Source organism: Peptoniphilus timonensis JC401 (assembly GCF_000312025.1).
Classification (GTDB): Bacteria; Bacillota; Clostridia; order Tissierellales; family Peptoniphilaceae; genus Peptoniphilus_A; species Peptoniphilus_A timonensis.
Genome location: NZ_HE978593.1, coordinates 423470 through 448558 on the forward strand (window position 1 = coordinate 423470; position 25089 = coordinate 448558).

Below are 25089 nucleotides of genomic sequence, written 5' to 3' on the forward strand. Positions count from 1 at the left end.
ATGAGAATAAGAATATCTAATTTAAGTCTAAAAGATAAAGTAGATAAATATAAGACTTATTTCATATCAATTATTGTTTGTTCGGCTTTATTTTTTTCATTTCTTTCTATAGCGGATTCTAAAAGTGTGATAATGTCAAATGATTTATATGATTTTTCATATTTTGAAAAAATAATAAGGTGGTTAATATATATAGCATCAGCAGGGATATTTTTGATATTAAATTTCGTAAATGGAAATATTTATAAAATTAGAATTAAAAGCATATCAGTATTAAATATTATGGGAGCAAAAAGATCTACCTTGGCTAAAATACTTGCTATGGAGATGCTACCTATTTATTGTATAGGTGTTTTAATTGGAATTTGTGTAGGTCAAATCACTTCTCAATTTATAAATGCTTTTATAGCAAATGCAATTTTAGAAAAATATTCCATAAATTTAGTATTTTATGCTAGTACCCTTCTTAGAACTATTATTTATTTTGCTTTGATATTTCTTATAACAAATCTTTTTAATGCTTTTAAGATAATTAAAAAGAAACCAATAGATTTAATAAATGATGGAAAAAATATTAATAAAAAGACTGTATCAAAAACTAAGTTAATAATATCAAGCCTCATCTTCATTATCTGCTTAGTATATATATCATATAATATATACACTTATTTTAATTTAGGTAGAGACTTTACAGGTCCAATACCTAATTACGAAAGCAATAAAGTTCAAACTAGTCTTTTAATAGCGTCTATACTACTTATGTATTCATTTTTCTATACTATTATTTATTTTTTAGATAAGAAACGTAAAAATGAAAGCATATATCAAAAAGATAAGCTTTTTGTTTCATCTAATATTCAAATGAATATATTTGAAAATGTTAGGTTATTAGTAACTATAGTTATATTCTTGGTTATTTCTATTTTGGCTTTTTCATTGCCTAGAATCATGTCTACGATTGGGGAAGAGAATTATCATAATAGGATGAAAAATGATATATATGTTCTCACTGATTTTTATGTCATGGACAGTCAAAAAGATGTTATAGAGAATGATTATTCTTTTATTGAAAATTTAGTAGAAGAGAAGGAGGCAAATTTAGAAGGAAGCGTAGAACTTAAATATTTTTATCCAAGAAAAGAAGATTTTAAACCATATAGTAAGAAGAATAATAGATATGATGAATCTCGTTTAGCTATATCTTTAAGTCAATACAATGAATTAAGGAAAATGCAAAACTTAGATGAAATAGAACTTAAAGATAATGAATTTGCCTACCAAGTAGCAAATACTGTAGACATAGATCAGTATAAAAATGATTTAGCAAAAAATAGAAAATTAACATTGGATACAGTAGAACTAGTAGGTAAAGGTGAAGGACTTGATCATGTTTACAACGACAATCTAGGAACTTATATTTATGGTGGCATAAACCAGGATTTATTGATTTTTCCAGACAAAGTAACAGAAAATCTCGATCTTGCTAAAATTAACTTTGTTGGCAATACTGATGGAGGGTTAGATTATAAAAGTGCAAAAGAATTAGAAAATGAAATAGAAAATACTGTTAATAAACAGTTTACAAATTTGGAAGATAAATATAAAGAAGAGTTAGAGAAAGAAAATTCAGAAGGATTTTTACAAGTTATTAGGCTTGATGAAATAGAAAAAGTGGACACTAAATTTATGTCACTATTGACTTTAGTATTGGGAACATATATTGGATTTATATTTACAATCATTGTAATGACAATTCTATTAATACAGTCCCTAATAAATACCAAAAACTCACTAGAAAACTATAAAATGTTAGAAATTCTTGGTTTAGATAAGAATAGGATTTTAAGTATAAATAACAAAATCACACGCTCTTTCTCACTGATACCACTTATTATTTCTATTTTTATAATAGTATCTATACTAATATCTATCTATATTCGATTTAAAAATAGGATTAAGCTTTTTATTGGATTAGATAATTATATTTACTCGCTTTTAATAAGTATTTGCCTTGTACTAGTTTTTATAGTTCTATATATTTTTATTATAATTAGAGAAAATAAGAAGCTAGTAAATCAAAAAATGAGATAAGTAAGGAGATGAATATGTTTATAAAATTCAATGATAAACAAATGAATTTGAAAAGTCGGTTACAATTTCTATTATAACAAGTTTATGTGTTATGTTAGTAAAATCATTAATCACTTCTAATTTAAGAATGAATTCTTTAATAAAATATTATGACTGCAAAAGCTTTCTTGGATTCTCATTAGTCGTAAATGGTATTAATCTAATCATCTACACTTTTCTTTAAATAAGATATTAGAGAGACCGACTATAGATTTAATTCGAACAATATAATTCCAAAGAAGGAGAAACATATGAAGAAAAATATCAGTAAAAAATTATTTCTACTTGGACTCGTAATATTTGTGATTTCCTACTTACTGCCAATAGATATATTTGAAGACTATACAAACCTAAAACCAACTGGACTCACATCAATGTTTGTTTGCCCAATTATTGGACTAATAGGTTTAATATTTGGGGTAAAGGAAAAGGATAAGTTGTTTATGACGTTAAATGTCCTTTTGATCTTATTACTTCCTATAGTAATGTTTGCTAGTCATCTAATATAAGTAATTCGACTAAAACAAGAAAATAAATTAAACAGCTCTTTTATGGGCTGTTTTTTCTTAGTTCTAAAATGATATAATAAATTATAAGATGCTTATTGATTAACCTATTCCCACATACGAGGCTTTTTAAAAAAATTAAATTTTATCCATACCGACCACTCAAGCCATGTGGAATTAGTCGCTATCCTTGAGAAAAATAAATAATTGTTTATAAGGATTAAAAATAAATATTTAATTTTAAATGCCTTAATTTAGAAAGTTTGAAAATTTTAGAATTTTACTAATAAAATAAATCATAACTATAATGATACTAGAGATATGTGAAACTAATAAAGTTGACTAAAGAAATTATAATAATTCTAAGAAAGAGGTTTTTTATGGCAAAAAACTATACTAGAAATTTGATAAGAAAAGAGTTTATAAATCTTTTAAATAAAAAGAGTTTACATAATATAACTGTAACGGAGATAGCAAGGGAATGTAAGATAGAAAGAAAGACTTTTTATTATCATTATGAAAATTTACCTCAATTGATTAAGGAAATTTTTGATGAAGAACTTGAAAAGGTAATTGAGGAGTTCAATGAGACCTTATCATGGGAAGAGAGTTTTATTTTAGCTGCTAAGTTTATTTTAGATAATAAAAAAGTTGTAAAGCACATGTATGAATCTGATTATAAGATTGAATTGGAAAAATATATTTTTCTATTTCAGGAGAAATAATGAGGAAATATGTAAGAAGAGTTGCTGTGGATACTAAGGCAAAGGAAATTGATATAAAACTAATTGCTTATTTTTATCAATGTGCTCTAAGTTCTTCTTTGATTCAATGGGTAGCGACTGACATGAAGACAGATCCAAAGGCTATTGCACGCAGAATAGGAGAGCTAATGGACGGTAATATTTTGTTATCTTTAAAGAGAAGTGAGAATCTAAAAGAGTTTACCCAAAACTTTGATGTTGGGTAAAATTACCCCAAATGTCCTCTTTTGGGAGATGACACTTTATCAAAATAATGGTCTAATGAATATAGAAGGAAGATAAAGAACTATATAAGGAGGATGTTATGGAACTTAAAACTCATGATAAAAGACTTAAATTAACTAATGGAGATTTTCAAAGATTAGTTAAGGCTAGAAAACCAGAAGGTATTGAAGAAAAATCTGCATATCTAGTTGGAACTGGAATTGCAGCACTTACTGCAGCTTGTTTCTTAATTAGAGATGCTCACATGGAAGGTAAAAAAATTACTTTCTTAGAACAATTAGATATTCCTGGTGGTTCACTTGACGGTGAATACATGGACACTAGAGGATATGTTGCTCGTGGTGGTAGAGAAACTGGGGCTCACTTCGAATGTCTATGGGATATTTGGAGTTCTATCCCAAGCTTAGAAGACCCAGAAATGAGTGTTTTAGACGATTATTTCTACACTAACTACGACGATCCAAACTTTAGTAATTGTCGTATTACTCACAAACAAGGTGAAAGATATGATGATGGTAAATTTAATCTTACTCAAGATCAAGTTAAAGAAATTGCAGAATTATGCATGACTCAAGATGAAAAGCTTGAAGACAAAGCTATTGAAGATATTTTTTCAGATGGTCTTCTAAATTCGGATTTCTGGACACTTTGGAGAACAATGTTTGCTTTTGAAAATTGGCACTCTGCTCTTGAAATGAAATTATATTTAAATCGTTTCATCCACCACGTTGGAGGACTTACAAATTTATCTGCCCTTAGATTTACAAGATATGACCAATACAATTCAATTGTAAAACCTATGGTTAAATATCTTGAAAATCACGGCTGTAAATTCCAATATAATATTAAGGTAACTGATGTTGATTTTGATATTTCAGAAAATAAAAAGGTTGCTACAAAAATATTGCTGAAGATAAAGATGGAAATGATAAGTCAATTGATTTGACAGAAAATGATTTATTATTCATTACAAATGGTTCTATGACTGAAAATTCTAGTTATGGAGATGACAACACAGCAGCTGAACTTTCAGATGAACAAAGTGGTTGTTGGGAAATGTGGAAAAATATTGCTAAAAAATCTGATGATTTTGGACATCCAGAAGTTTTCTGTTCTGATGTTGAAAAGAGTAACTGGGAATCTTGTACAGTAACTTGTCACGATGAATCCGTTCCAAAATATATTGAAAAGATTACAAAGAGAAGCCCTTATGGTGGAAAAACTGTAACAGGTGGTATTGTAACTTGTGTTGATTCAAGCTGGTTAATGTCTTGGACAATTAATAGACAAGGACAATATCCAGAACAACCTGAAAATGATGTTGCTGTATGGGTTTATGGTCTATTCACAGATGTAGAAGGTGACTTCATCAAGAAGAAAATGAGAGATTGTACTGGTAAAGAAATTACAAAAGAATGGTTATTCCACATTGGCGTACCAGTAAATGAAATTGATAAACTTGCAGAAACTTGTACAGCAGTACCAGTTATGATGCCTTATATCACATCTCAATTTATGCCTAGAAAATCTGGAGATAGACCATATGTTGTTCCAAAGGGTGGAGTAAACTTTGCTTTTCTAGGACAATTTGCTGAAACTTTAGACGATCCAGGAAGAGATACAGTATTCACAACAGAATACTCAGGAAGAACAGCTATGGAAGCAGTTTATGTTCTTTGTGGAGTTGAAAAAGCTGTACCAGAAGTTTTTGCTTCAAGATATGATTTAAGATATCTCCTAAATGGAATGGTTGCACTATCAGATGGCAAAAAACCTGAACTTCCACTTAGTCCACTACAAAAGATGAAAGTTGCAAAACTTATAAAAGGCACAGATATAGAAGAAATGTTAAAAGAATTTCATATAATTTAATAGTTTATTATTAAATTATTAATTTAAAAATTTGGGACGGTTTAATTATCGTCCCTTTTTTAAACTATAAAATAAAGGAGTATTCTCATGAATAAAACAACTTGAATAATCAAGCTATACCTACTTTGGATGAAATTCAAAAAGTCTATGAAGATGTTTTGAGAAGCAAAGCATCAGAAGAAAATGAATCCAATCTAGAATCAGGAGAATTTTTTAAAACTTTTAGGAAATATGAAAAACTAAATAAAAAAACGAATAAAGAAAGTTCAATATTAAAAAAGTATGAAGATTATTTAAAATACGAGAAAAATAAACAAAAAAAGATTATTGAAGAATTAGAAAATTTAATTGAATATGAAAATTTTTTCTTAGAATACGAAAGAAATCTAAGTCAAAGGAATTATAAGAGTAATTTTGCTGGAAGTAATCCTGCCACAAGATATAGAATCAATAAAATTAATGAATATTCTAGAAAATTGAAAGAAATTATAAATTCATCTCCTGAAGCTTGGGAATTTTATTATCAAAGACAGTTAATGAGAGATATAGAAACTGGATATAACAAGGGTCTAGTTGAAGTGAAATATGTTGTTGATGCGAAGAAAAAGATAATTTCATCATTAAAACAAGGGACTCCAGTATATATAATTGGGCACTTGGGAAGTGGAAAAACACAGATAGCAAGAGAAGCAGCAATGGAGTTTACTATAGAAAATATTATTCAAGAAGAATTAGAAGACGATTTAGAAAAATGGTTTTTAAAAAATAAAAATGCAAGTGAAGATGAAGCTATATATAAGTTTAGGGAATTAAGAGAAAATAAGAGAAATTATTATAAAAATATTTTAAAATCTGGAAATCAAGAAGAAAGAGAAAATATCTATCCATATTTTATTTCTGGCTCTTACAATTTAACTTATGAAGATATGTTTGTAGAAAAGACTTTATCTTTAGAAAAAGCTTCTTCTAGAGAAAGTAACATAGACTTAATAGATAAGGTTGTGGATCAATATTTTACTTGGACAAAATCTCATGAAAAAGAATTAGAAAAAATGAATCCACAAAAACAAGATTTAATAAAAAGTAAGCTTTGGGATAGTATATCTGAAATTTTTATCGCTAGAAATACAACTTATGGAACAGTGGTTAAAAAGATAGAAAGAGAAATATTACTAGCTGTAAAAAAGGGAAGACCTGTTATTATAGATGAGCTTAACACTATAGCTATGCAAAATTTAATAGGTTTAAATGATATTTTACAAAGTAAGATTGGATCTTATGCTTATGTTACTGGAGTTGGTTCGGTAAAAATAAAAAAAGGTTTTGGTCTTATTGGTACAGGGAATCTTTCAACTGATTCTGTAAGTTATGAAGCAACCAATGATTTCAATCCAGCTTTTAAATCTCGTTTTCAAACAATAGAATATAATTATGTAAATCAAAACACTATTGGATCCTTAAAGAATCAAAAGGATAATAAAGAGAATGAACTCTTTAGAATAATATTAGTTAGACTTGCGGATAATAATGGGAATTTACACATTCCAACGCCTACAAAAACTCTAGAAGAACTTTTTAGATTGGCACAACTTTCAAGAATAACTCAAGAAGTCTTCATGGGAAAACTAATATCTGATGAAAATAAAAAGTTATCTCAAGATTCACCAGAATTAAAAGAATCTGTTTTGTCACTGAGAAATATTTTAAGAGTATTAGATAATTGGAATTTAGGAGAAGAAAAAGATTTAAGTATGGCTTTATGGGACGGGTTTATTAGTTCTATTACAGAGCCAAAAGATCAAGCATACATTTTTTCCCAAGCTCTGAGATTTGGATTTTTTAAAGAATCTGATGGCTGGAAGATAAACAATGAAAATCTTGGAAAAGTTACTCTTGAATATGATGAAATAAGAACAAGACCTTATGAATACACAAGGGGAGAAACAGAAAGTTTAAGTTATCTAGATTTAATAAAAATATTATTTGGTCCAAGTCCTCAAAGAAAAGAAGTGCCAGAGAATCTTAAAAGTTTTTTAGAAGAAATTGATAAAGAAGATAAAATTTCTTTGGAAGAATATGAAGAATTTGATAAAAGATTAAATCAGCTAGAATACTCTAAATTTTTTCTGGAGTATTTAGAAGATATGGAAAAAAGTAAAAAATGAAATTCTCTATAAATATAAATGAATTTAAAGAAAATTTAATAAAATTAAGAAAAGATTTAAATGAGAGTTTAGAAAAGGGTAATTTAGAAGAAGCTTTTGAAGATAAATTATTAGCAATTGAAGAAAATGAAAATATAATTTTGAAGGAACTTTTATCTTATTATAGGTTATATGCTCCAGATTTATATGAAACAAAAATAAATAATTCTCCTATAGAAATAGAGGGAACTTTTAAGCCTGAAAGTTATTTGAAATCTTATTTAAAGATAAAAAAAGATATATTTTTCTTTTGTGAATCAAATCAAAAATCTTTTTTTGGGAGATTTTTAGACGAAGATAAATCTAAGCTAGAATTAAGTTCTCCTATAAAAAATTTTAACAAATTAATAATTTTTTGCTATCAAATAAATGAAGATAAATTTTTAGTTTTTACTGTAAGTGGAGAAATATTTATTTTTTCATGCAAAAATAGTGAGGATTTCTTTGAGAATATTAATTCTTTAAAAATCAATAAAGTAGAAACAAAATTCAAAGGTTTTGAAAATATTATTAATTTATCAGATAAAAAATTTTTATGTCAATTAGGAAGGAATCACTTATTAATATTAGGATTTAATGATGACTATTCTAAAGTCAAAGTTTTAAATCAAATTAAATTATCTATTATAAAAGCAGAAATTAGTTCGTTGATTAAAATTTCTAATTCTAAATTTGCAATTGCAACAAGTGATGGAAATTTTTTAGAGGCAAATTTTATTGATAAGGAAATCAAAATTGAGGTCAATAAAAGTATTTTTGAAGGTCGAATTGAGAAATTAGCTCTTCTTGAAAATGAAAATTTAGATAAAAATATATGCGTAATTTTAGGAGAAAGTGGAAAGTTTGCACTTTATGATTTAGAAAAGAAAGAAGTAATAAATTTAGAAAAAGAAAAAATTAAAGGAAATTTATTTAATATTTCATCAAAAAATGGAAGTGCTCTTATTCTTACAGAAGATGGATTTGTATATTTATTGGAAGAAAATATGGGAGAGTGGAAATTAAATTCTAAAGTTTTTCTGTCTGAACTATTTTTAATAAATCTCATACCAATAGAATCATCAAATTTTTTATCTGTGGATTTTAATGGCAATTTTTCAATTTTAAATATTGATAGACTTGATTCTTTAGATAAACTGAAAAGAATTAGTTTATATGACTAGGAGGAAAGAAATGTTTGGATTAAGTAAAGAATCTTTAGATGAAAACAGTATAAAAAAAGAAGCTGAAGAAAATCTAAAGATATTTTTAGAAAATCATAAACAATCTCTCGCAACCTTTACTAGGGATCAGAGCCTCAGATATATTAGATCTAAGAGTTTAGAAAAATTTTCTCTTAAAGCAAGTGAATCTATTTTGTATCTTCCACTAGCTACTTTTGTGGAAGATGATTTAAATAATAATGAGGTTTTATGGCACATATATAATGAGTTAGCTTTATATCCAGATTGGAAGAAAAATCCTAAATATTATTTAGATAGAGATATTACGTGGAAAAAAGAAATTGATGAAATTACTTATATTATTTCAAAAAAAACTAATGAACTATTAGATGATGATAATAAAATTGATATAAAAACTATAAGAGAATATGTAAAAAGTGAAATTTTAGATTTTTTATTTGAAATAGATAAATATACAGCTTTTCTAAGAGTTCTAGAAAGCTGTCCTGTTTACAGAGATGAAGAAGAAAAAGAAAAAATTATAAATTATATGAGAGAAAAAATTGACCCTGAAGAAATCTTTTCTTCATTAGCTCACAAGGGATTCTCAGAAAGTTTTTTGATTTGGAATATTTATAGTGAAAATGAAAGTTTAGTTTCTGAAATAGAAGGGAAATTTGATACTAAAATTTTTTCACAGTCTATCTATAAATTTTTAACTAAAGAATTAATAAAAGAAATCAATGAAGATGAAGGTATAAGAAGGAGAGATCCTCTTATAAAATCTTTTATTTACCCAAGTTTTAAAAAATATTGGCTAGAAGAAATCGACTCCATGGGAACAAGTGAAAGCAGTGGAGAAGAAGGAAAAAAATTTTTTGAAGAAAGTAAAAAAGAAAAATCTTCCAATAAAATTGAGTCTACAAGAAAAGATGTGGAAGAAACACTAGAAGAAATTCTAAATCAAGAAATTAATAACATGAACGCTATTGGAGAATTTGATAAAAAAGATTTGGAATCTTATGGTGTTAATGAGAAGGATCTAGAGCTATTTAATTTTTATGTAAATAAGACAAACAAACAAAGAAAAGAAATGGGAGAGTTTTGGAAAAAGTTAATAGGTTCTGCAAAAAAAGAAATTAATGTAAAAAGAAATAGACAGGCAAGGGGAAAACTAAATGTAAATGATTTAATATACAATTACCCAGACTTTGTTGAAGCAGAACAAAAGGGGAATTATAAAGAACTTAAAATTTTTGATAAGAATTTTTTAGAATCTCATAACAAACTTTTGCCAGAAAAAATTGAAATATCTTTTTTAATAGATAATTCAGGATCTATGAATAAAGAGAAAATTGAAGCAACAAGAAAAACATTAGCAGCTACTCTTTTATCCATAAAAGACTTTAATAATTATTTGCAAATTGAGGCAAAAAAGACAAATCAAAAAATAGAAGTATTGACTGAAACGTGGTTTTTCGGAAAAAATCATTATAAAATAAAAGACTTTAAAGACAAGAAGGATTTAGAGGAATCAAAAATTATATCTTCTATAGTAAAAGTTGATGCAAGTGATGGAACTACTGAGGATGCAGCTTGTCTTAGGGACTTATATAATAATATAGATGATGAGCAAAAAATGAGAATAAATTCTAAAAAAGAATACAAAATAATATTTGAAATTACAGACGGAGCTTCTACTTTTCCTGGTTCAACAAAAGATATTGTAAGGGATTTAATCGAAGATGGAATAGAGATTTATGCAATTCAAATAGGAAAAATATCAAATATAGATACAAAAACCTTTAATTATATCTGGAATGATTCTTTTAAATATAAGCACGGAATCATTTTGGGAGAAGATATTCAAGAATTGACAAATGAACTTTTAAAATTAGTCAAAAAAAATATTGAATCAATTTTTCACAATTAAATAATAATTTTTCATTTTATAAATTTTTTAAACTCTTTGGATTAGAAATAATCTTAAGAGTTTTTGTGTTATATAATATATTTTAAGATAATACAAATATAAATTTTTAAAAATTAATTTAGGAGATAAAAATGATAATAAGAAAAGCAAATACAAGAGATATAGACTTTGTAGTAAAGATTTACGGTAAGATACATCTAGCTGAAGAAAAAGGCTTAACAAGCATTGGCTGGAAAAGAGATATTTATCCAGTTAGAAAAACAGCAGAAGATGCTCTTAAAAGAAATGACTTATTTGTCATGGAGGAGAATGGAGTCATTATAGCTTCTGGGATAATTAATCAGGAGCAAGTAGATGTTTATGAAAAAGCTAAGTGGAGATATACAGCAAAGGATTCAGAAGTTATGGTTCTTCACACACTTGTTGTAGATCCGGATACGAAAAGAAAAGGTTATGGAAAAGAATTTGTAAAATTTTATGAAGAATATGCAAGGAGTAACAATTGTAAATATTTGAGAATAGATACAAATGAGAAAAATAAAAAAGCTAGATCTCTTTATAAAAGTTTAGATTATGAAGAAATTGATTGTATACCATGTACTTTTAATAGACTTAAAGGTGTAAATCTAATTTTAATAGAAAAAAAGTTATAAAATTATTAATTTAAATAATTTAATTAATGAAAATAATTAAGTGAATTAAATATGAAATTTATTAATATAATAGATATTTACAAAAGTTATTTACAAATGTTTAAAGTATTAAATAAGGGGAGATAAAATGTTTAAAGTAAAAAAGAAATATCTTTTAGTAATTATTTATGTAATATTTCTTTATCAAGTATAGATTTGTAATTTATTTTCATTGTGATAATATATAAGGGTTAAGTTATTAATTGGAGAATAAGGAGAATACATGGATAAAAAAACTATAAGCATAATTTTGGCTTACGTAGGTGTACTTACAGGTGCGGGTTTAGCTAGTGGACAAGAAATTATGCAATATTTTATTTCCTTTGGGAAAGACGGACTTTACGGATTAATTGGTATAGGTGTACTTCATATATTTGTTGGGGGTATAGTGCTTCAACTGGGAAGTCATTTTGTCGCACAAAGTCATATTGATGTTTTAGAAGAAGTTTCGGAAAAATTTGTTACAAAATTTATGGATTTTGCTTTAATTTTAAATTGCTTTTTAATGGGTTTTGTAATGATAGCAGGAGCTGGATCAAATCTTGAGCAACAATTTGGATTAGCACCATGGATAGGTTCATTAATTTGTACTTTATTAATTATTGTTGTTGGAATGATGGATTTTGAAAAAGTGACAAAAGTTATAGGATTTTTCACACCTTTAGTTTTAGTTTTTACTTTAATTGGAGCTATTTATACAATTGTGAAGGCAAATCCAGATTTTGAAGCTCTAGATGTATTAGGTAAATCAATGGGATCATCTCTTCCAAATATTGCAGTATCAACAATTAATTATTTTGGACTTTGTATGATTTCAAGTATTTCTATGGCTTTTGTATTAGGTGGAAGTAGAACTGATTCTTCTCAAGCAAGAGCTGGGGGAATGCTAGGTGGTGGACTTGTTGCAATTCTTACAGCTTTAGTTGGTCTTACTCTTTTCTTTGCACTAAATGATGTTAAAGATGCTGATATACCAATGCAAATAATTTTAAATAATGTACATCCTTACATGGGACTTGCAATGTCACTAATTATTTTTGGAATGATTTTTAATACTGCCATCTCATTATTTTATTCAGCAGCTAAGAGATTGTCACTGACAGAAGAAAAATTTAAGAGAAACTTAGTAATTTTCACTTTACTTGGATTTGCTTTATCCTTTATGGGATTTAAGAAACTAATGGCCCTTTTATACCCAATACTTGGATTCTTAGGACTTATATTAATAATTATCCTCATTGTAGCTTGGTTTAAAGAAAGAGATGCAATAAAATCAGAAAATAAAAAGAGAGATCAAATGAGTGATCTTACTAGAAAAAAATTAGATGACGATGAAGATTTTGGCAAGAAAGACAGAGAAAAACTAAATAAACTTGCTGAAGCTTCAATTATAGAAAATGATAAAATAAAAGAGGCTGTTGAGGAAGAAGTGGAAGAAGAGCTAGAAGAAGAAAAAGATAATTAAGTAGAAAAGACTGGAAATAGTTAAAAACTAAAATCCAGTCTTTTTTTACCTTTAATTTTTGCAATTATCTTTTCTTTTTTATAGAACCAAGTATTCCTCTTGCAATTTCACGACCAATACTTCTAGTAATTGTACCTAACATGGAATCTATGCCCTTGTCTACGTAAGATTTTTTATTTGCATGTTGTTTTCTTTCTTTTTCTAGTTCCTTTTCTCTTTTTGCTAACTCTTCTTCTCTCTCTTTTGCGATTTTCTCCCTCTCAAATCTTTCTTTTAAAATTTCATAAGCAGATTCTCTGTCATAAACATCTTTGTATTTATTATAAAGATCTGAAGTCTCAACTAAATTTCTATATTCAAGATCACTAAGAGCATCAAAAGAAGAATGAGGAGCTAAAATCATTGATTTATCAGCCACTGTTGGAGCTCCACTTTCATCAGCAAAAGAGACTATTGCTTCGCCAGTTCTCAAATTTATAATTGCTTCTTTTAAATCAATAGAATCATCTTGTCTAAAAGTATCGGCAACTGTTTTAATAGTTTTTAATTCTTTAGGTGAGAAAGCTCTTAATTGATGAATAATTCTATTGGATAGTTGTGAAGAAACTTCTTCAGGTATATCTAAAGGATCTTGTGTTATAAAGAAAACACCGACACCTTTACTCCTAATAAGTCTAACAACTTGAATAATTTTTTCCTTTAAAATGTTTGGCGTATTGTTAAAAAGTAAATGGGCTTCGTCAAAGAAAAACACTAATTTAGGCTTATCTAAGTCACCAACTTCAGGGAAAGTTTCATAAATTTCTGATAACAAATATAACAACAACATTGAATATAAAAGTGGATTTGAAATTAGTTTATTGGCATTTATAATATTCACAAAACCCTTGCCTGTGGCATCAGTTCTTAATAAATCATTTATATTAAGAGCAGGCTCTCCAAAAAACAATTCTCCACCAGCATCTTCAACATATAATAATTTTCTAGAAATTGCAGATAAACTTTGACTAGCTACATTGCCGTAGGTCTTGCTAATTTCATCACGATTTTCAGACACATAATTTATTAGTTCTTTTAAATCCTTTAGGTCAATTAGAAGAAGACCTTCGCTGTCAGCAACTTTAAAAATTATATTTAAGACTCCACTTTGTGTGTCATTTAAGCCCAATATATTTGATAACATTAATGGACCCATTTCAGAAACAGTCACTCTAAGTGGGATTCCTTTTTCTCCATAAATATCCCATAAATTAACAGGATAATTTTTAAATTCAAAATCAGCTAATCCCAAAAAATTAAGCCTTTCTTGCAATTTTTCATTTATCTTTCCAGCCTTAGAAATATTAGCAAGATCGCCCTTTACATCAGCAAGAATAGTTGGAACTCCAGCATCTGATAAAGCTTCAGTTAAAACTTTTAAAGTCACTGTCTTACCAGTGCCGGTAGCTCCACTAATTAGACCATGTCTATTAATTTTATTTAAAAGAATATAATTTTCATTTTTTCCCTTGCCAATAAGAATTTTATCCATAATAGCCCCCTTTATCATCTAAGATTATTATAGCAAACTTATCACAAGTTCAAAGCAAATAAATTTTTTTGAGTGATATAATAAAATAGAAAATGAAGAGGGGAGGATTTGTTTTGCAATACATAAAAGAAATTTATAAAATAAATAAAGAAGATTTGCCAAAAGATTCCTATTTAAATAACATTCCTTTCTTAAAAAACTTTAATGGAATAAAAATAGAAAAGCCAGTGACATTTTTTGTTGGAGAAAATGGGAGTGGAAAATCTACTTTGCTTGAAGCTTTGGCAATTGCTATTGGTTTAAATCCAGAGGGTGGATCTAAAAATTTTAATTTTGCAACAAAAAATACTCATTCTGAACTTGGTAGTTTATTAGAAATTGCTAGGGGACCAGCTAGGGAAAAAGATGGATTTTTTTTGAGAGCTGAATCTTTTTATAATCTTGCAACAGAAGTTGATGATTTAGAAAGATCTGGCTTTGGTAATTGTAATTTTTATGACAATTATGGTGGGAAGTCCCTACACAGCCAATCTCATGGAGAGAGCTTTAGATCACTTGTCTTAAATAGATTTAGATCAAGAGGAATTTATCTACTTGACGAACCAGAAGCTGCACTTTCTCCAACGTCGCAGATGTCTCTTCTCTATATTATCCACCAATTAATAAAGGAAGATTCTCAGTTTTTTATTGCTACTCATTCGCCAATATTATTAGCATTTCCAGATGCAGAAATCTTTGAATTTAATGAATATGGATTAGAGAAAAAAACCTACAAAGAAACAGAAGCTTATAATATAACAAAAACTTTTCTAGATAATCCAGAAAAAATGTTAAATTTATTATTTGAAAAAGATTTGTAAAATTTTAAAATTTCAATTATAAGAGTATACTTAATAATAAAGAGAAATTTGATAATAGATTTAATAAAGAAAGGGAGAAAAACTTTTATGGAATTGACACAAGAATTTTTAAAAAATAGTAGAGAAGATTTTTATAAAAATAGAGCCAATAGAATAGCACAAAGAGCAGCTGTAAATAATGGCCTTGTTGAAGCTTCTATTGATAGACTTGAAGATAAGAATAATACTTTTTCTTTTAATATTGAACTAAAAGAAAAAGAAATAAGAAATCAAAAACAATCTGGAAGATGTTGGATGTTCGCAGCCCTAAATTTAATGGAATATAAACTCTGCAAAAAATATAATTTAAAGGGATTTGAACTTTCCAAAAATTATACTTTATTTTTTGACAAACTTGAAAGATGCAACTATTTTTTAGAATCAATAATAAATACACTTGATGAAGATTTAGACAGTAGGCTACTTTCTCATATACTGACAGATCCAATGGGTGATGGTGGTCAATGGGACATGATCAAAAATATTATAAATAAATATGGATTGGTGCCTCAATATGCAATGAAGGAATCTGTAAATTCGTCTGCAACTGCAAGTTTAAATAATTATTTAACTAAAATTCTAAGAATGTATGCAAAAAATATTAGAAAATCTTATGAAAAAAATAAAGACATTGAAAAATTAAAAGCTTTACAAGAAAAATATATGAGAAAAATTTATGAAATTTTATCAATAGCCTTGGGAACACCTCCAGAAAAATTTGATTTTGAAGTTAGAAATGAAGATGATGAATTTATTTCTCATAAAAATTTAAGTCCACAAGAATTTTTCGAAAATTATTTAGATATAAATTTAGATGATTATATATCTTTAATTAATGCACCTACAAAGGACAAACCCTACTTTAAATCTTATACAGTAGATTTTTTAGGAAATGTAAAAGAATTAGATGAAGTTAGATATGTAAATGTGCCTATTGATGTAATGAAAAAATCAATTTTAAAACAGTTACAAGCTGATGAAGCAGTTTGGTTTGGTTGTGATGTTGGACAATTTTTTAATAGAAAAGGTTCCTCGCTTGATCTTTCAAGTGTAAAAGTTTTTGATTTACTAGATGTAGATTATGACTTTTCTAAAGAAGAAAGATTGGACTATAAAGAGTCACTTATGACTCATGCCATGGTTTTTGTTGGTTGTGATTATGATAAAGAAAATGACAAAATAAATAGGTATAAGGTTGAAAACTCATGGGGCAAAGATTCAGGAGAAAGAGGTTATCTTGTTATGAGTGATGAATGGTTTGATGAATATATGTATCAAGCTCTTATAAACAAAAAATATTTAGATGAAAAAGTTATTAAGGCTTATGAAGAAGAACCTATTCATTTGAAACCATGGGATCCAATGGGTTCTCTTGCAAGTATAAAATTTTAAAATTTTAAGATTAATTTTATGACTTTAAAATCAAGCTATTTAAAAGATAATTAAATGCATCTTTTTAGTCCTACACCGATATTAGGCTGTAGCGGGTTTCCCGTTATCGAGATAAGACTTAATTGACCCTGATAGGTTTTTATTATTTTAATAAAGATAAAAAGGTGGAATCACGGTAGCTCGTCCTTTGTTTAGGACGGGCTATTTGTAATTAGAACCACTGGCTTGGCTGGGTTTCAATTTAGCTTTAGCGATGAAAAACAAATAAAAAAAAACCTCCGTGTTAAAATAAATTTTTGGTTTACCAGAACACAAAATAACAAGATCTTTTTTGAGTCTAACTTATACATTCAGTTTATAACACACAAAATGGAATTGTAAGTACCACATAATATTTGAGTCGAAATACAGAAGGAAAGTATTTTATGGAAGTAAAATATTGGAAATAAGAGCAATATTAAGAGAATTATGTAATTGAAAAAGAGTAAATTTAATAGAAAGAGAAGTCTGCTCGGATCAAGTTCAATGTTAATCGGAATACTAGCGAGGCTAGTATATAAAACTTTATGGGTTTTATAAGTTAAGAGTAGCATAATGATATGTGATAAATGGGGCAATTTAAAATACAAATACAGAGGAAGAAAATTTTAATGATGGGGAAATTTTTTAGATACAGCAGGTAAGAATACAAAAAGCAATAAAAGAGAATATTCATAATTAACTTAAAGAAGATGAAATGAGTGATCAAATAACAATGGATAACACAGACCTTTTTAGAGATTAGCAAGTAAAAATGCAAGTGGTAAATCACAAGGCACCATTGAGGCACGACAAGTCTAAGGGACCTTTGTACCGCAAATGCAAAACCACCCATTTGACGGGTGGTTATGATTTAAGATATTTAAGAAGTTCTTTTTTTAGATATTTAAATGGAATAAAATAATTATTTTATATTATAGGGAATTTAAAGCTTGTTCTACATCAGCTATTATATCTTCTGCATCTTCTATGCCAACGCTCATTCTAATTAAGTCAGGGCTAATGCCGGCTTTTTTTAAGTTCTTCATCATTCATTTGTCTATGAGTTGTGCTTGCAGGGTGAAGGACACAAGTTCTTGCATCGGCTACGTGAGTTACCACAGCTGCAAGTTTTAGTGAGTCCATAAATTTTGTAGCAGCAACTCTTCCGCCTTTGATTCCAAATGCAATTACACCACAGGATCCCTTCGGCAAATATTTTTGTGCAAGTTCATGTTGTGAGTCATCTTCTAATCCAGAAAAATTAACCCAAGATATTTTATCATTAGATTTTAAATATTTTGCAAGGGCAAGTGCATTTTCGAAATGTCTTGGCATTCTCAAATGAAGGGTTTCAAGTCCTATACCTAAATAAAAAGAATTTTGTGGTGAAGGGATACTTCCAAGGTCTCTCATTAGAGTTGTTGTCATTTTTGTAATATAAGCTCCTTTTCCAAAGCTTTCTGTAAAGACAACACCGTGGTAGGATTCATCAGCTTCTGTTAGTCCAGGGAATTTGTCTTTATATTTTGACCAATCAAAATTTCCTGAATCAACAATTGCACCACCAACAGAGTTAGCAGATCCATTCATGTATTTTGTAGTAGAGTGAGTAACAATATCTGCGCCCCATTCAATTGGTCTTAAAAAAATTGGTGTAGGGAAGGTATTGTCAACAATAAGTGGCACTCCATGGTCGTGTGCTGCTCTAGCAAAGGTTTCAATATCCAATACTTTAAGCGATGGGTTTGAAAGAGTCTCTCCAAATACAACTTTAGTATTTTCTTTAAATTCTTTATTTAAATCTTCAATTGAAATATTAGGGTCAACAAATGTTGCTTCAATTCCAAAGTTTTTTAAGGTATTTGCAATTAAATTATAAGTCCCACCGTAAATTGCTGATGATGAAATTATGTGATCTCCTGCTTTTAAAATATTTAACAGTGCATAAAAGTTAGCAGCTTGTCCTGATGAAGTCAAAATTCCTGCAACGCCGCCTTCAAGAGCGACAATTTTATTTGCAACGGCATCATTTGTTGGATTTGCAAGTCTTGTATAAAAATAACCAGCTTCTTTTAAGTCAAAAAGGTTTGCCATTTGTTCTGAAGAGTCATATTTAAAGGTTGTTGATTGTACAATAGGTACAACTCTCGCTTCTCCATTTTTGGGTTCATAACCAGCTTGAACACATAAGGTTCCTAAATTTTTCTTTGTCATATTTTCCTCCTAATTTTTAAATACTTGTCGGCATCTTAAAGGAAATAAAAAATAAATATTTTAAAAGCTTTTATAAAATAAAAAAAGCTCCCGTCCCTAAAGGACGAAAGCTGTGCTTCGTGTTACCACCTTTTTTTATTATTTTATCGCTAAAATAACCTCATAGAGTACCAACATACTCCGAACGCTATAACAGGCGTACCTGTCGCAGTCTAAACTATTGTCTCGGTGCGAAGACTCCAAGGCCATGTTCCAAAGCAATTCTTTTGATTTCTTTCACCAAATGAAATCTCTCTGTGAAAAGTTTTACAATGTACTCTCCTCTTCAAAGTCTATGTTTTGAATTATAAGTTGAGAAAATTTTTTTGTCAAGGATATTTTTAAATAAATTATTTTATAATTACTCATACTTTAAGAATTTATTTGCTAAAATTGTAAAAATAAGAGTCTCAAATAAGGAAAATATGATCATTTTTAATCCTTCATTTCTACTTATTAGTTCAAAATGATTTGTTGTAATGGCGAGTTTGCTTGAAGCTATAATATTTTGAAATATCGGCAATATATTTTGTGCTACAAGACAGAAGCCAAAAATTGATATCAAAATAGAGATAAGAACTATTAAACCTAAAGACTTAAATTTCAAACTTAGATAATTCATTATAGAAATTATTGGAATAGAAGATAGGATGCTTATCCCAATGTAGTAAAAGTAGAGGCCCAGACCTTCAATTTTAAATCCGCAGATGAATTTTCCACTCATGATAAATAAAACTATAAAATATATTTGACATAAACTTATTAGTATTAGGGCAACAATAGATTTACTCATTATAAAACGAATATTTTTTATTGGGCTAGTTCTAATTAATTTTAGACCCGCCTTATGTTCCACTGACCAAAGACTTGAAACAATAATTGCTATAAGTGGGATTATAAAAAACATGAAGTAAAATAGGGATGTTTGTGTCCAAAGACTTTCCCATTTATTTTTTAAAATTTCTTGATTTTGCAAATAGTTTATTGTCCCAAAAATATTTGCAAGAAGGGGAATAATTAATATTGTAGTTAAGAGTGAAAATAATTTTAATTTTTTAAATTCTGTTTTTAACATGAATACCTCCTAGATGTCCTTTGAAAGTGAATATTTATTAAGTCTTATGATGTAAATTAAAGCGATAAGAATATAAATTAAACTTATTGGCAATGTGAGATAATTTATTTTATTCATAGTCTGTATAAAAACTTGTCCTTCTCTTGCATAATTTATATTTAAAATAGTGGCGAAGAGTCCAAAGGGATTTATTTGTGATAAAAACTTTGATGTTAGCATAGTAATTATTCCAGACATTGCTCCAACAATTGAAAAGAAAAGGGAGAAGTAAATCTTTTTACTTTTAATTTCAATTATTGTGAAGATCATGATCATAGAAATGTTAATTGATAAAGTCGTTAAAAAGTAAATTATTATTCTTTTTATTAAGTTTATTTCTAAGTCAAAGTTTATATTTTTACTTGCTAAGAATATAATTATCAACCACTCAAGAATTTGTAGTAAGAAAACTTTTATGGACAAGTTTTTGATTTTATCCAACAAAATCTTCTGAACCTTTAAGCCAAGACTTATTTGCAGTTGCCACATATTATTTTTCTCTTCAATCTCAATTACTTTTTTCACAAGTGATGATAGGGCAATGGGATTAAAGAATAAGGAAAATGCAAGATAAGAATCTAATATTCTTGCAAGAGGATACTTGTTAGATTGAAAGTCTTTTGTCTTGAAAGCAATAAGAATAGAAAATAAATGAATTGCAAATAAAATTAAAAGAGTGAAATTTAATTTTAGTCCCTTATTCTTTTTTATTTCTAGATTTTTCATGAGATCACCTTGCACTTGTTTCTTTAATAAATAATTTTTCAAGACTTTCTTTTCTTTTTTCGACCCTATAAATATCAAGGTCATTGACAAGATTTTTTATTATTCTTGCAACTTCTTCTTTACTCTTGTTACCTAGGACTAAATAGTCGTCAATTATATTTTCTTGAGATAAAGCTAGGATTTTTGAAGCCTTAAGATTATCTGAGGTTTTTAAAACAATTACTGGTGGATGAAGTTCTCTATATTCTTCTAGGGAGCCAGTGTAAGTTAAGGATCCATTTTTAAGGATGCCAATGTGAGTGGAAATTTTTTCGATTTCATCCAAGATATGTGACGAGATTAAGATGCTGGTATTTGAATTTTTTACAATTCTTTTGAACAAGTCCCTCATCTCTTCAATGCCATAGGGGTCAAGTCCATTAATGGGTTCATCTAATATTAAATATTTTGGGTTCCCAATAAGGGCGATTGCAATACCCATCCTTTGCTTCATACCAAGTGAAAATTCTCTTACTTTCTTGTCTTTACTTTTTATTAGTCCGACATCTCTTAGCGTTTTATCAATCTTGTCTTTACTTATATTTTTCATATCACAGATAAGATCTAAGTTATCATAGGCAGTGAGATGGTCATAAAAAGATGGGGCTTCTATTAAGGAACCTAAATTTTTATTTGTTTCCTTTTGATTTTTTTCATTTATTTCTTTTCCGTATAAAGTTATTTTTCCTGAATCCTTCTCTACTAAACCTAGGATAGATTTCATTAGAGTGGACTTACCAGCACCATTGGGACCTATCAGTCCAAAAATACTTCCTTCTTTGATTTCTAAATTAATATCTTTTAAAACTAAATTTTTTCCATAAGATGTATTAAGGTTTTCAATTTTTAAAATATTATTCATTTTCTTCTCCTCTCTTTTTAGTAAATTCATTATAATAAGTTGCTATCACATGGAAATTTTATCTAGATTACTTTTACATCACATTTTCAAATATCAGTTTTTATTGTGATAAAATTGCTTTAAAGGAGAAAGAAATGAATATTTTTAGAGAAGCGAAGATTTTATTAGTTGATGATGAGTCTGACTTAATAAATAGTATGTATAGTTTTTTAAAGAAAAAAGGCTTCAGTAATCTTTTAACAGCAAAAAATATTGCAGAAGCAAATTTCAAACTCAAGAACAATAAAGTTGATTTAATGATATTAGATATAATGCTTCCAGATGGGAGTGGTTTTGACTTGTTAAAAGATCTTGAAAAAAATCCAACTTGCCTGTGATTGTTTTGTCGGCCTTAAGTGGTATTGACGACAAGAAAGAAGGATTTGATTTAGAAGTTGACGATTATATTGTAAAACCCTTTTTGCCTGAAGACCTCTTATGGAGAATAGAAGCAGTCATTAGGAGAACTTATCAAAATAAAAATGAAAAAATAATCTTATCTGGTGGAATTGTTTTTGATAGAGAGAGGGCAATGTTAATAAAGAATTACGAGGAGATACAATTGACGGCAAAGCAATTTAAAATTTTAGATTATCTTGCCACTAATATAAATAAAATTGTTTCAATAGATCAAATATTAGAAAAGTGTTGGGAAGAAAGTTTTGGTTACGAAAATACCCTTATTACACACATTTATAGGTTAAGGGATAAGCTTGAAGAAGATCCGGCGAATCCACAAATACTTATTACAGTAAAGGGCTTGGGATACAAATTACTTGGAGATAATTAAGAATGTTAAATTATTTTTTAAAAAACTAAAGAAGTTTATATTATTTATATTAATTTTATTGTTTTTAATGCTATCCTGCCTAACTGGAATTTTTTATTCTAGTTTTAAATTTTCAAAAAAGTATATAGATCCAAATAAGGTTTTTGAATTTTTAGAGGAGAACAAGGAAGAAGATAAAAATAAAGATAATTATTTTACAAAGGAAAATAAAAACTTTTTAGAAAAAAAGAATATTTGGGCAATGAGAATTGATAAAAGTGGAGAAGTAATTGAAAGCTTTAACAAGCCTGTAGAAGTTAAAGGTAAATTTGACATAATTGATGTCGTAAGATTTACAAGGTATTACTTAAATGATTATCCCGTTTTTACTTTTGTCCTAGATGATGGAATATTAGTTTTAGCTTATCCAAAAAATTCCTTAGATAAGTTTCCATTTAATTATTATTCTTACGACTTAGCAAAAATAAATTTTTTTATTTTATTAATTAGCATACTCTTCTTTTCTTTACTTGTTTATTTATTTTATCTTTATGAAGTTAAAAGTATTTTTAAAAAATTAAATCCACTTCAAAAAGCTATCAATAATATTTTCGATGAAGATTATGTGGAAGTAGAAGAAGGAGAGTTAAAAGAAATTTCTAAAACAATAAATGAAGCAAATGAGAAATTTACAAATCTCAAAAAAAGTCAAGCAAGTTGGCTTAGAGGGATTAGCCACGACGTAAGGACTCCTCTCACAAAAATTTCTTGGGAGATGGAAGGGATTAAGACAAAAGAAAATTTAGACGAAGTCAAAAAAATTGAAGATCAAATTTTAAAAATAAGTAGAATTATTGAGGACTTAAATTTAACAAATAGTCTTGAGAACCTTAGTGATAAACACTTTGAGTATAAGGATCCAATCTCTGTCATAAGAAAGTTACTTGTAAATAGCTTAAATGAAAATTCTGACAAAGAAATTATTTTTGAGAATAAAATAAATAAAGAAATAAAAATAAAAATGGATAATCATTTATTTTATAGAATGCTGGAAAATATTTTAAACAACAGTATTAAATACGGAAAGGGAAAAATTTTTTTAAATTATGAAATTTTACAAGACAGATTAGTTATATTAATTAAGAATGAGGGAAGACCTATTGATGAAAGTATTATAAAAAGACTAGATGAAGAAAATTTATCAGATGTTCAAAGACATGGTATGGGCTTATTTGTATCAAAGCAAATTTGTAAGCTCCATAAGGGAGAGATGAAAATAGAAAATTATAATCAAGATGTAAGTGTATCTTTTATTTTTTATCTAAAATAAAAATAAACTATTAAGAAGCATCATCTTATGCCCATAATATTGACGATTACTTAATATTTGTAATATAATAATCAATATGCTAAAAATAGTGATTTATATAGAAAGGTGATTAAATGTCAGGACATTCTAAATGGAATAATATTAAAAATAAAAAAGGTAAGGAAGACGCAAAGAAAGGTAAAATTTTTACTAAACTTGCTAGACAAATAACTGTTGCAGCTAAGGAAGGTGGACTTGATCCAGATTACAACCCTTCTCTTAAGGTTGCCATCGATAAGGCAAAAGCAGAAAATATGCCAAATGATAATATAGACAGAGCTGTTGCTAAAGCTGGTGGTGGAGATAACGACGATAACTTTGAAGAAATTGTTTATGAAGGTTATGGTCCAGGTGGAGTTGCGGTTATGGTTCATTGTTTAACTGATAATAGAAACAGAACTGCTCCGGAAGTAAGACATATTTTCGATAAATATGCTGGAAATTTAGGTCAACCAGGTTGTGTATCTTTTATGTTTGATAAAAAGGGTTCTCTAGGAGTTTTAAAAGAAGGACTTGATGAGGATGAATTTACTTTAATTGCAATAGATGCTGGTGCTGAAGATGTAATTGACAGAGGAGAAGCTTTTGAAATTATTACTGAACCAGAAGATTATCACAATGTAAGAAAAGTTTTAGAGGATGAAGGTCATACTTTTATCGAATCTGATATAACTTTTATTCCACAAACAGAAACATCTCTTACAGAAGAAGATGACATTAAAAATATGGAAAAACTAATCGATGCTTTGGAAGATAATGATGATGTTACAGATGTCTTTACTTCATGGGAGAGAGATTAATGGAAATTAATAGAATTATTGACCGTACATTATTAAAACCTGAATCTACTGAAGAACAAATAGATAAACTTTTAGAAGAAGCTAAAGAATATAATTTCTTTTCAGTTTGCGTTAATCCAGTTTGGGTTAAAAAATGTGCCGAAAGTCTTAAAGATTCTGATGTAAAAGTTTGTACTGTAATTGGATTTCCACTTGGAGCCAACACAAAGGAAACAAAAGCTTTTGAAACAAAGAATGCTCTTGAAAATGGTGCAGATGAAATTGACATGGTAATTAATATTGGACTTCTTAAGTCTAAAAAATTTGATGCTGTAAAAGAAG

At 28.0% G+C, this 25089-nt stretch carries 18 protein-coding genes, 5 pseudogenes and 1 other annotated feature; of the genes and pseudogenes, 18 read left to right on the forward strand and 5 right to left on the reverse strand.

The features are described from left to right. The 11 genes and pseudogenes from HGPT_RS02065 (at position 1) to HGPT_RS02105 (ending at position 12954) form a co-directional block, all read left to right on the forward strand. A complete protein-coding gene (locus HGPT_RS02065; protein WP_019138231.1) occupies positions 1-2091 on the forward strand; it encodes an FtsX-like permease family protein in 2091 nt (696 codons plus the stop codon). Positions 2092-2143: 52 nt separating this feature from the next. Then, positions 2144-2361, forward strand: a pseudogene (locus HGPT_RS10570) (hypothetical protein); the annotation flags it as partial. 20 nt (positions 2362-2381) lie between these two features. Then, on the forward strand, positions 2382-2639 hold the full coding sequence (locus HGPT_RS02070) for a hypothetical protein (RefSeq protein WP_019138232.1): 258 nt from the start codon (positions 2382-2384) through the stop codon (positions 2637-2639). Positions 2640-3016: 377 nt separating this feature from the next. Continuing rightward, positions 3017-3361, forward strand: coding sequence for a TetR/AcrR family transcriptional regulator (locus HGPT_RS09635; RefSeq protein WP_245544084.1), 345 nt, complete (start codon positions 3017-3019; stop codon positions 3359-3361). After that, the gene (locus tag HGPT_RS09640; RefSeq protein ID WP_245544085.1) at positions 3361-3606 is read left to right on the forward strand and encodes a TetR-like C-terminal domain-containing protein; all 246 of its coding nucleotides are present in this window, start codon (positions 3361-3363) and stop codon (positions 3604-3606) included. The genes HGPT_RS09635 and HGPT_RS09640 overlap by 1 nt, the downstream gene beginning before the upstream one ends. 98 nt (positions 3607-3704) lie before the next feature. Then, positions 3705-5497, forward strand: a pseudogene (locus tag HGPT_RS02080) (oleate hydratase). A 101-nt stretch (positions 5498-5598) separates the two neighbouring features. Next, entirely contained in the window at positions 5599-7662 is a 2064-nt protein-coding gene (locus HGPT_RS02085; RefSeq protein ID WP_019138233.1) for a hypothetical protein, read from the forward strand. Continuing rightward, positions 7659-8864, forward strand: a complete 1206-nt coding sequence (locus tag HGPT_RS02090) for a hypothetical protein (protein WP_019138234.1) — start codon at positions 7659-7661, stop codon at positions 8862-8864. The genes HGPT_RS02085 and HGPT_RS02090 overlap by 4 nt, the downstream gene beginning before the upstream one ends. 10 nt (positions 8865-8874) lie before the next feature. Beyond that, complete coding sequence (locus tag HGPT_RS02095; RefSeq protein ID WP_019138235.1) at positions 8875-10797, forward strand: vWA domain-containing protein; 1923 nt, start codon at positions 8875-8877, stop codon at positions 10795-10797. A gap of 131 nt (positions 10798-10928) precedes the next feature. Then, positions 10929-11450: a GNAT family N-acetyltransferase gene (locus tag HGPT_RS02100; protein WP_019138236.1), complete on the forward strand. Its 522-nt coding sequence runs from the start codon at positions 10929-10931 to the stop codon at positions 11448-11450. A gap of 262 nt (positions 11451-11712) precedes the next feature. Continuing rightward, positions 11713-12954, forward strand: coding sequence for a YkvI family membrane protein (locus HGPT_RS02105; RefSeq protein ID WP_019138237.1), 1242 nt, complete (start codon positions 11713-11715; stop codon positions 12952-12954). Between the two features lie 64 nt (positions 12955-13018). On the opposite strand, the gene HGPT_RS02110 is transcribed toward HGPT_RS02105, so the two are convergent. Continuing rightward, complete coding sequence (locus HGPT_RS02110) at positions 13019-14485, reverse strand: helicase HerA-like domain-containing protein (RefSeq protein WP_019138238.1); 1467 nt, start codon at positions 14483-14485, stop codon at positions 13019-13021. Positions 14486-14598: 113 nt separating this feature from the next. On the opposite strand from HGPT_RS02110, the gene HGPT_RS02115 reads away from it, so the two are divergent. The 3 genes and pseudogenes from HGPT_RS02115 to HGPT_RS09645 all read left to right on the forward strand — a co-directional run. Next, entirely contained in the window at positions 14599-15345 is a 747-nt protein-coding gene (locus tag HGPT_RS02115) for an AAA family ATPase (protein ID WP_019138239.1), read from the forward strand. Positions 15346-15432: 87 nt separating this feature from the next. Then, positions 15433-16776, forward strand: a complete 1344-nt coding sequence (locus HGPT_RS02120; protein ID WP_040542388.1) for a C1 family peptidase — start codon at positions 15433-15435, stop codon at positions 16774-16776. 361 nt (positions 16777-17137) lie between these two features. Beyond that, a pseudogene (locus tag HGPT_RS09645) lies at positions 17138-17251 on the forward strand (transposase); the annotation flags it as partial. A gap of 478 nt (positions 17252-17729) precedes the next feature. Here HGPT_RS09645 and HGPT_RS02125 read toward each other — a convergent pair. From HGPT_RS02125 to HGPT_RS02140, 4 genes and pseudogenes are all read right to left on the reverse strand, one after another. Then, positions 17730-19011, reverse strand: a pseudogene (locus HGPT_RS02125) (O-acetylhomoserine aminocarboxypropyltransferase/cysteine synthase family protein). A gap of 96 nt (positions 19012-19107) precedes the next feature. Continuing rightward, positions 19108-19349 (reverse strand) — a binding site (T-box leader). Positions 19350-19411: 62 nt separating this feature from the next. Then, on the reverse strand, positions 19412-20125 hold the full coding sequence (locus HGPT_RS02130; RefSeq protein ID WP_019138243.1) for an ABC transporter permease: 714 nt from the start codon (positions 20123-20125) through the stop codon (positions 19412-19414). Positions 20126-20134: 9 nt separating this feature from the next. After that, entirely contained in the window at positions 20135-20890 is a 756-nt protein-coding gene (locus tag HGPT_RS02135; protein WP_019138244.1) for an ABC-2 family transporter permease, read from the reverse strand. Between the two features lie 4 nt (positions 20891-20894). Beyond that, positions 20895-21791 (reverse strand): ABC transporter ATP-binding protein, encoded by an 897-nt coding sequence (locus HGPT_RS02140; protein ID WP_019138245.1) that lies wholly within the window; start codon positions 21789-21791, stop codon positions 20895-20897. Between the two features lie 134 nt (positions 21792-21925). On the opposite strand from HGPT_RS02140, the pseudogene HGPT_RS02145 reads away from it, so the two are divergent. The 4 genes and pseudogenes from HGPT_RS02145 to deoC all read left to right on the forward strand — a co-directional run. Next, positions 21926-22620 (forward strand): annotated as a pseudogene (locus HGPT_RS02145) (response regulator transcription factor). Next, on the forward strand, positions 22607-23929 hold the full coding sequence (locus HGPT_RS02150; protein WP_019138246.1) for a sensor histidine kinase: 1323 nt from the start codon (positions 22607-22609) through the stop codon (positions 23927-23929). The pseudogene HGPT_RS02145 and the gene HGPT_RS02150 overlap by 14 nt, the downstream one beginning before the upstream one ends. Positions 23930-24042: 113 nt before the next feature. Further along, a complete protein-coding gene (locus HGPT_RS02155; RefSeq protein ID WP_019138247.1) occupies positions 24043-24768 on the forward strand; it encodes a YebC/PmpR family DNA-binding transcriptional regulator in 726 nt (241 codons plus the stop codon). Continuing rightward, on the forward strand, positions 24768-25089 hold a 322-nt coding region (deoC, locus tag HGPT_RS02160), incomplete at its 3' end, for a deoxyribose-phosphate aldolase (RefSeq protein ID WP_019138248.1). The genes HGPT_RS02155 and deoC, both read left to right, overlap by 1 nt.

Excerpts from the sequence above, each read along its gene's own strand:
- HGPT_RS02065 (WP_019138231.1), top strand. The coding sequence starts at position 1 with ATGAGAATAAGAATATCTAATTTAAGTCTAAAAGATAAAGTAGATAAA.
- HGPT_RS02070 (WP_019138232.1), top strand. The coding sequence starts at position 2,382 with ATGAAGAAAAATATCAGTAAAAAATTATTTCTACTTGGACTCGTAATA.
- HGPT_RS09635 (WP_245544084.1), top strand. The coding sequence starts at position 3,017 with ATGGCAAAAAACTATACTAGAAATTTGATAAGAAAAGAGTTTATAAAT.
- HGPT_RS09640 (WP_245544085.1), top strand. The coding sequence starts at position 3,361 with ATGAGGAAATATGTAAGAAGAGTTGCTGTGGATACTAAGGCAAAGGAA.
- HGPT_RS02090 (WP_019138234.1), top strand. The coding sequence starts at position 7,659 with ATGAAATTCTCTATAAATATAAATGAATTTAAAGAAAATTTAATAAAA.
- HGPT_RS02095 (WP_019138235.1), top strand. The coding sequence starts at position 8,875 with ATGTTTGGATTAAGTAAAGAATCTTTAGATGAAAACAGTATAAAAAAA.
- HGPT_RS02100 (WP_019138236.1), top strand. The coding sequence starts at position 10,929 with ATGATAATAAGAAAAGCAAATACAAGAGATATAGACTTTGTAGTAAAG.
- HGPT_RS02105 (WP_019138237.1), top strand. The coding sequence starts at position 11,713 with ATGGATAAAAAAACTATAAGCATAATTTTGGCTTACGTAGGTGTACTT.
- HGPT_RS02110 (WP_019138238.1), bottom strand. The coding sequence starts at position 14,485 with ATGGATAAAATTCTTATTGGCAAGGGAAAAAATGAAAATTATATTCTT.
- HGPT_RS02120 (WP_040542388.1), top strand. The coding sequence starts at position 15,433 with ATGGAATTGACACAAGAATTTTTAAAAAATAGTAGAGAAGATTTTTAT.
- HGPT_RS02130 (WP_019138243.1), bottom strand. The coding sequence starts at position 20,125 with ATGTTAAAAACAGAATTTAAAAAATTAAAATTATTTTCACTCTTAACT.
- HGPT_RS02135 (WP_019138244.1), bottom strand. The coding sequence starts at position 20,890 with ATGAAAAATCTAGAAATAAAAAAGAATAAGGGACTAAAATTAAATTTC.
- HGPT_RS02140 (WP_019138245.1), bottom strand. The coding sequence starts at position 21,791 with ATGAATAATATTTTAAAAATTGAAAACCTTAATACATCTTATGGAAAA.
- HGPT_RS02155 (WP_019138247.1), top strand. The coding sequence starts at position 24,043 with ATGTCAGGACATTCTAAATGGAATAATATTAAAAATAAAAAAGGTAAG.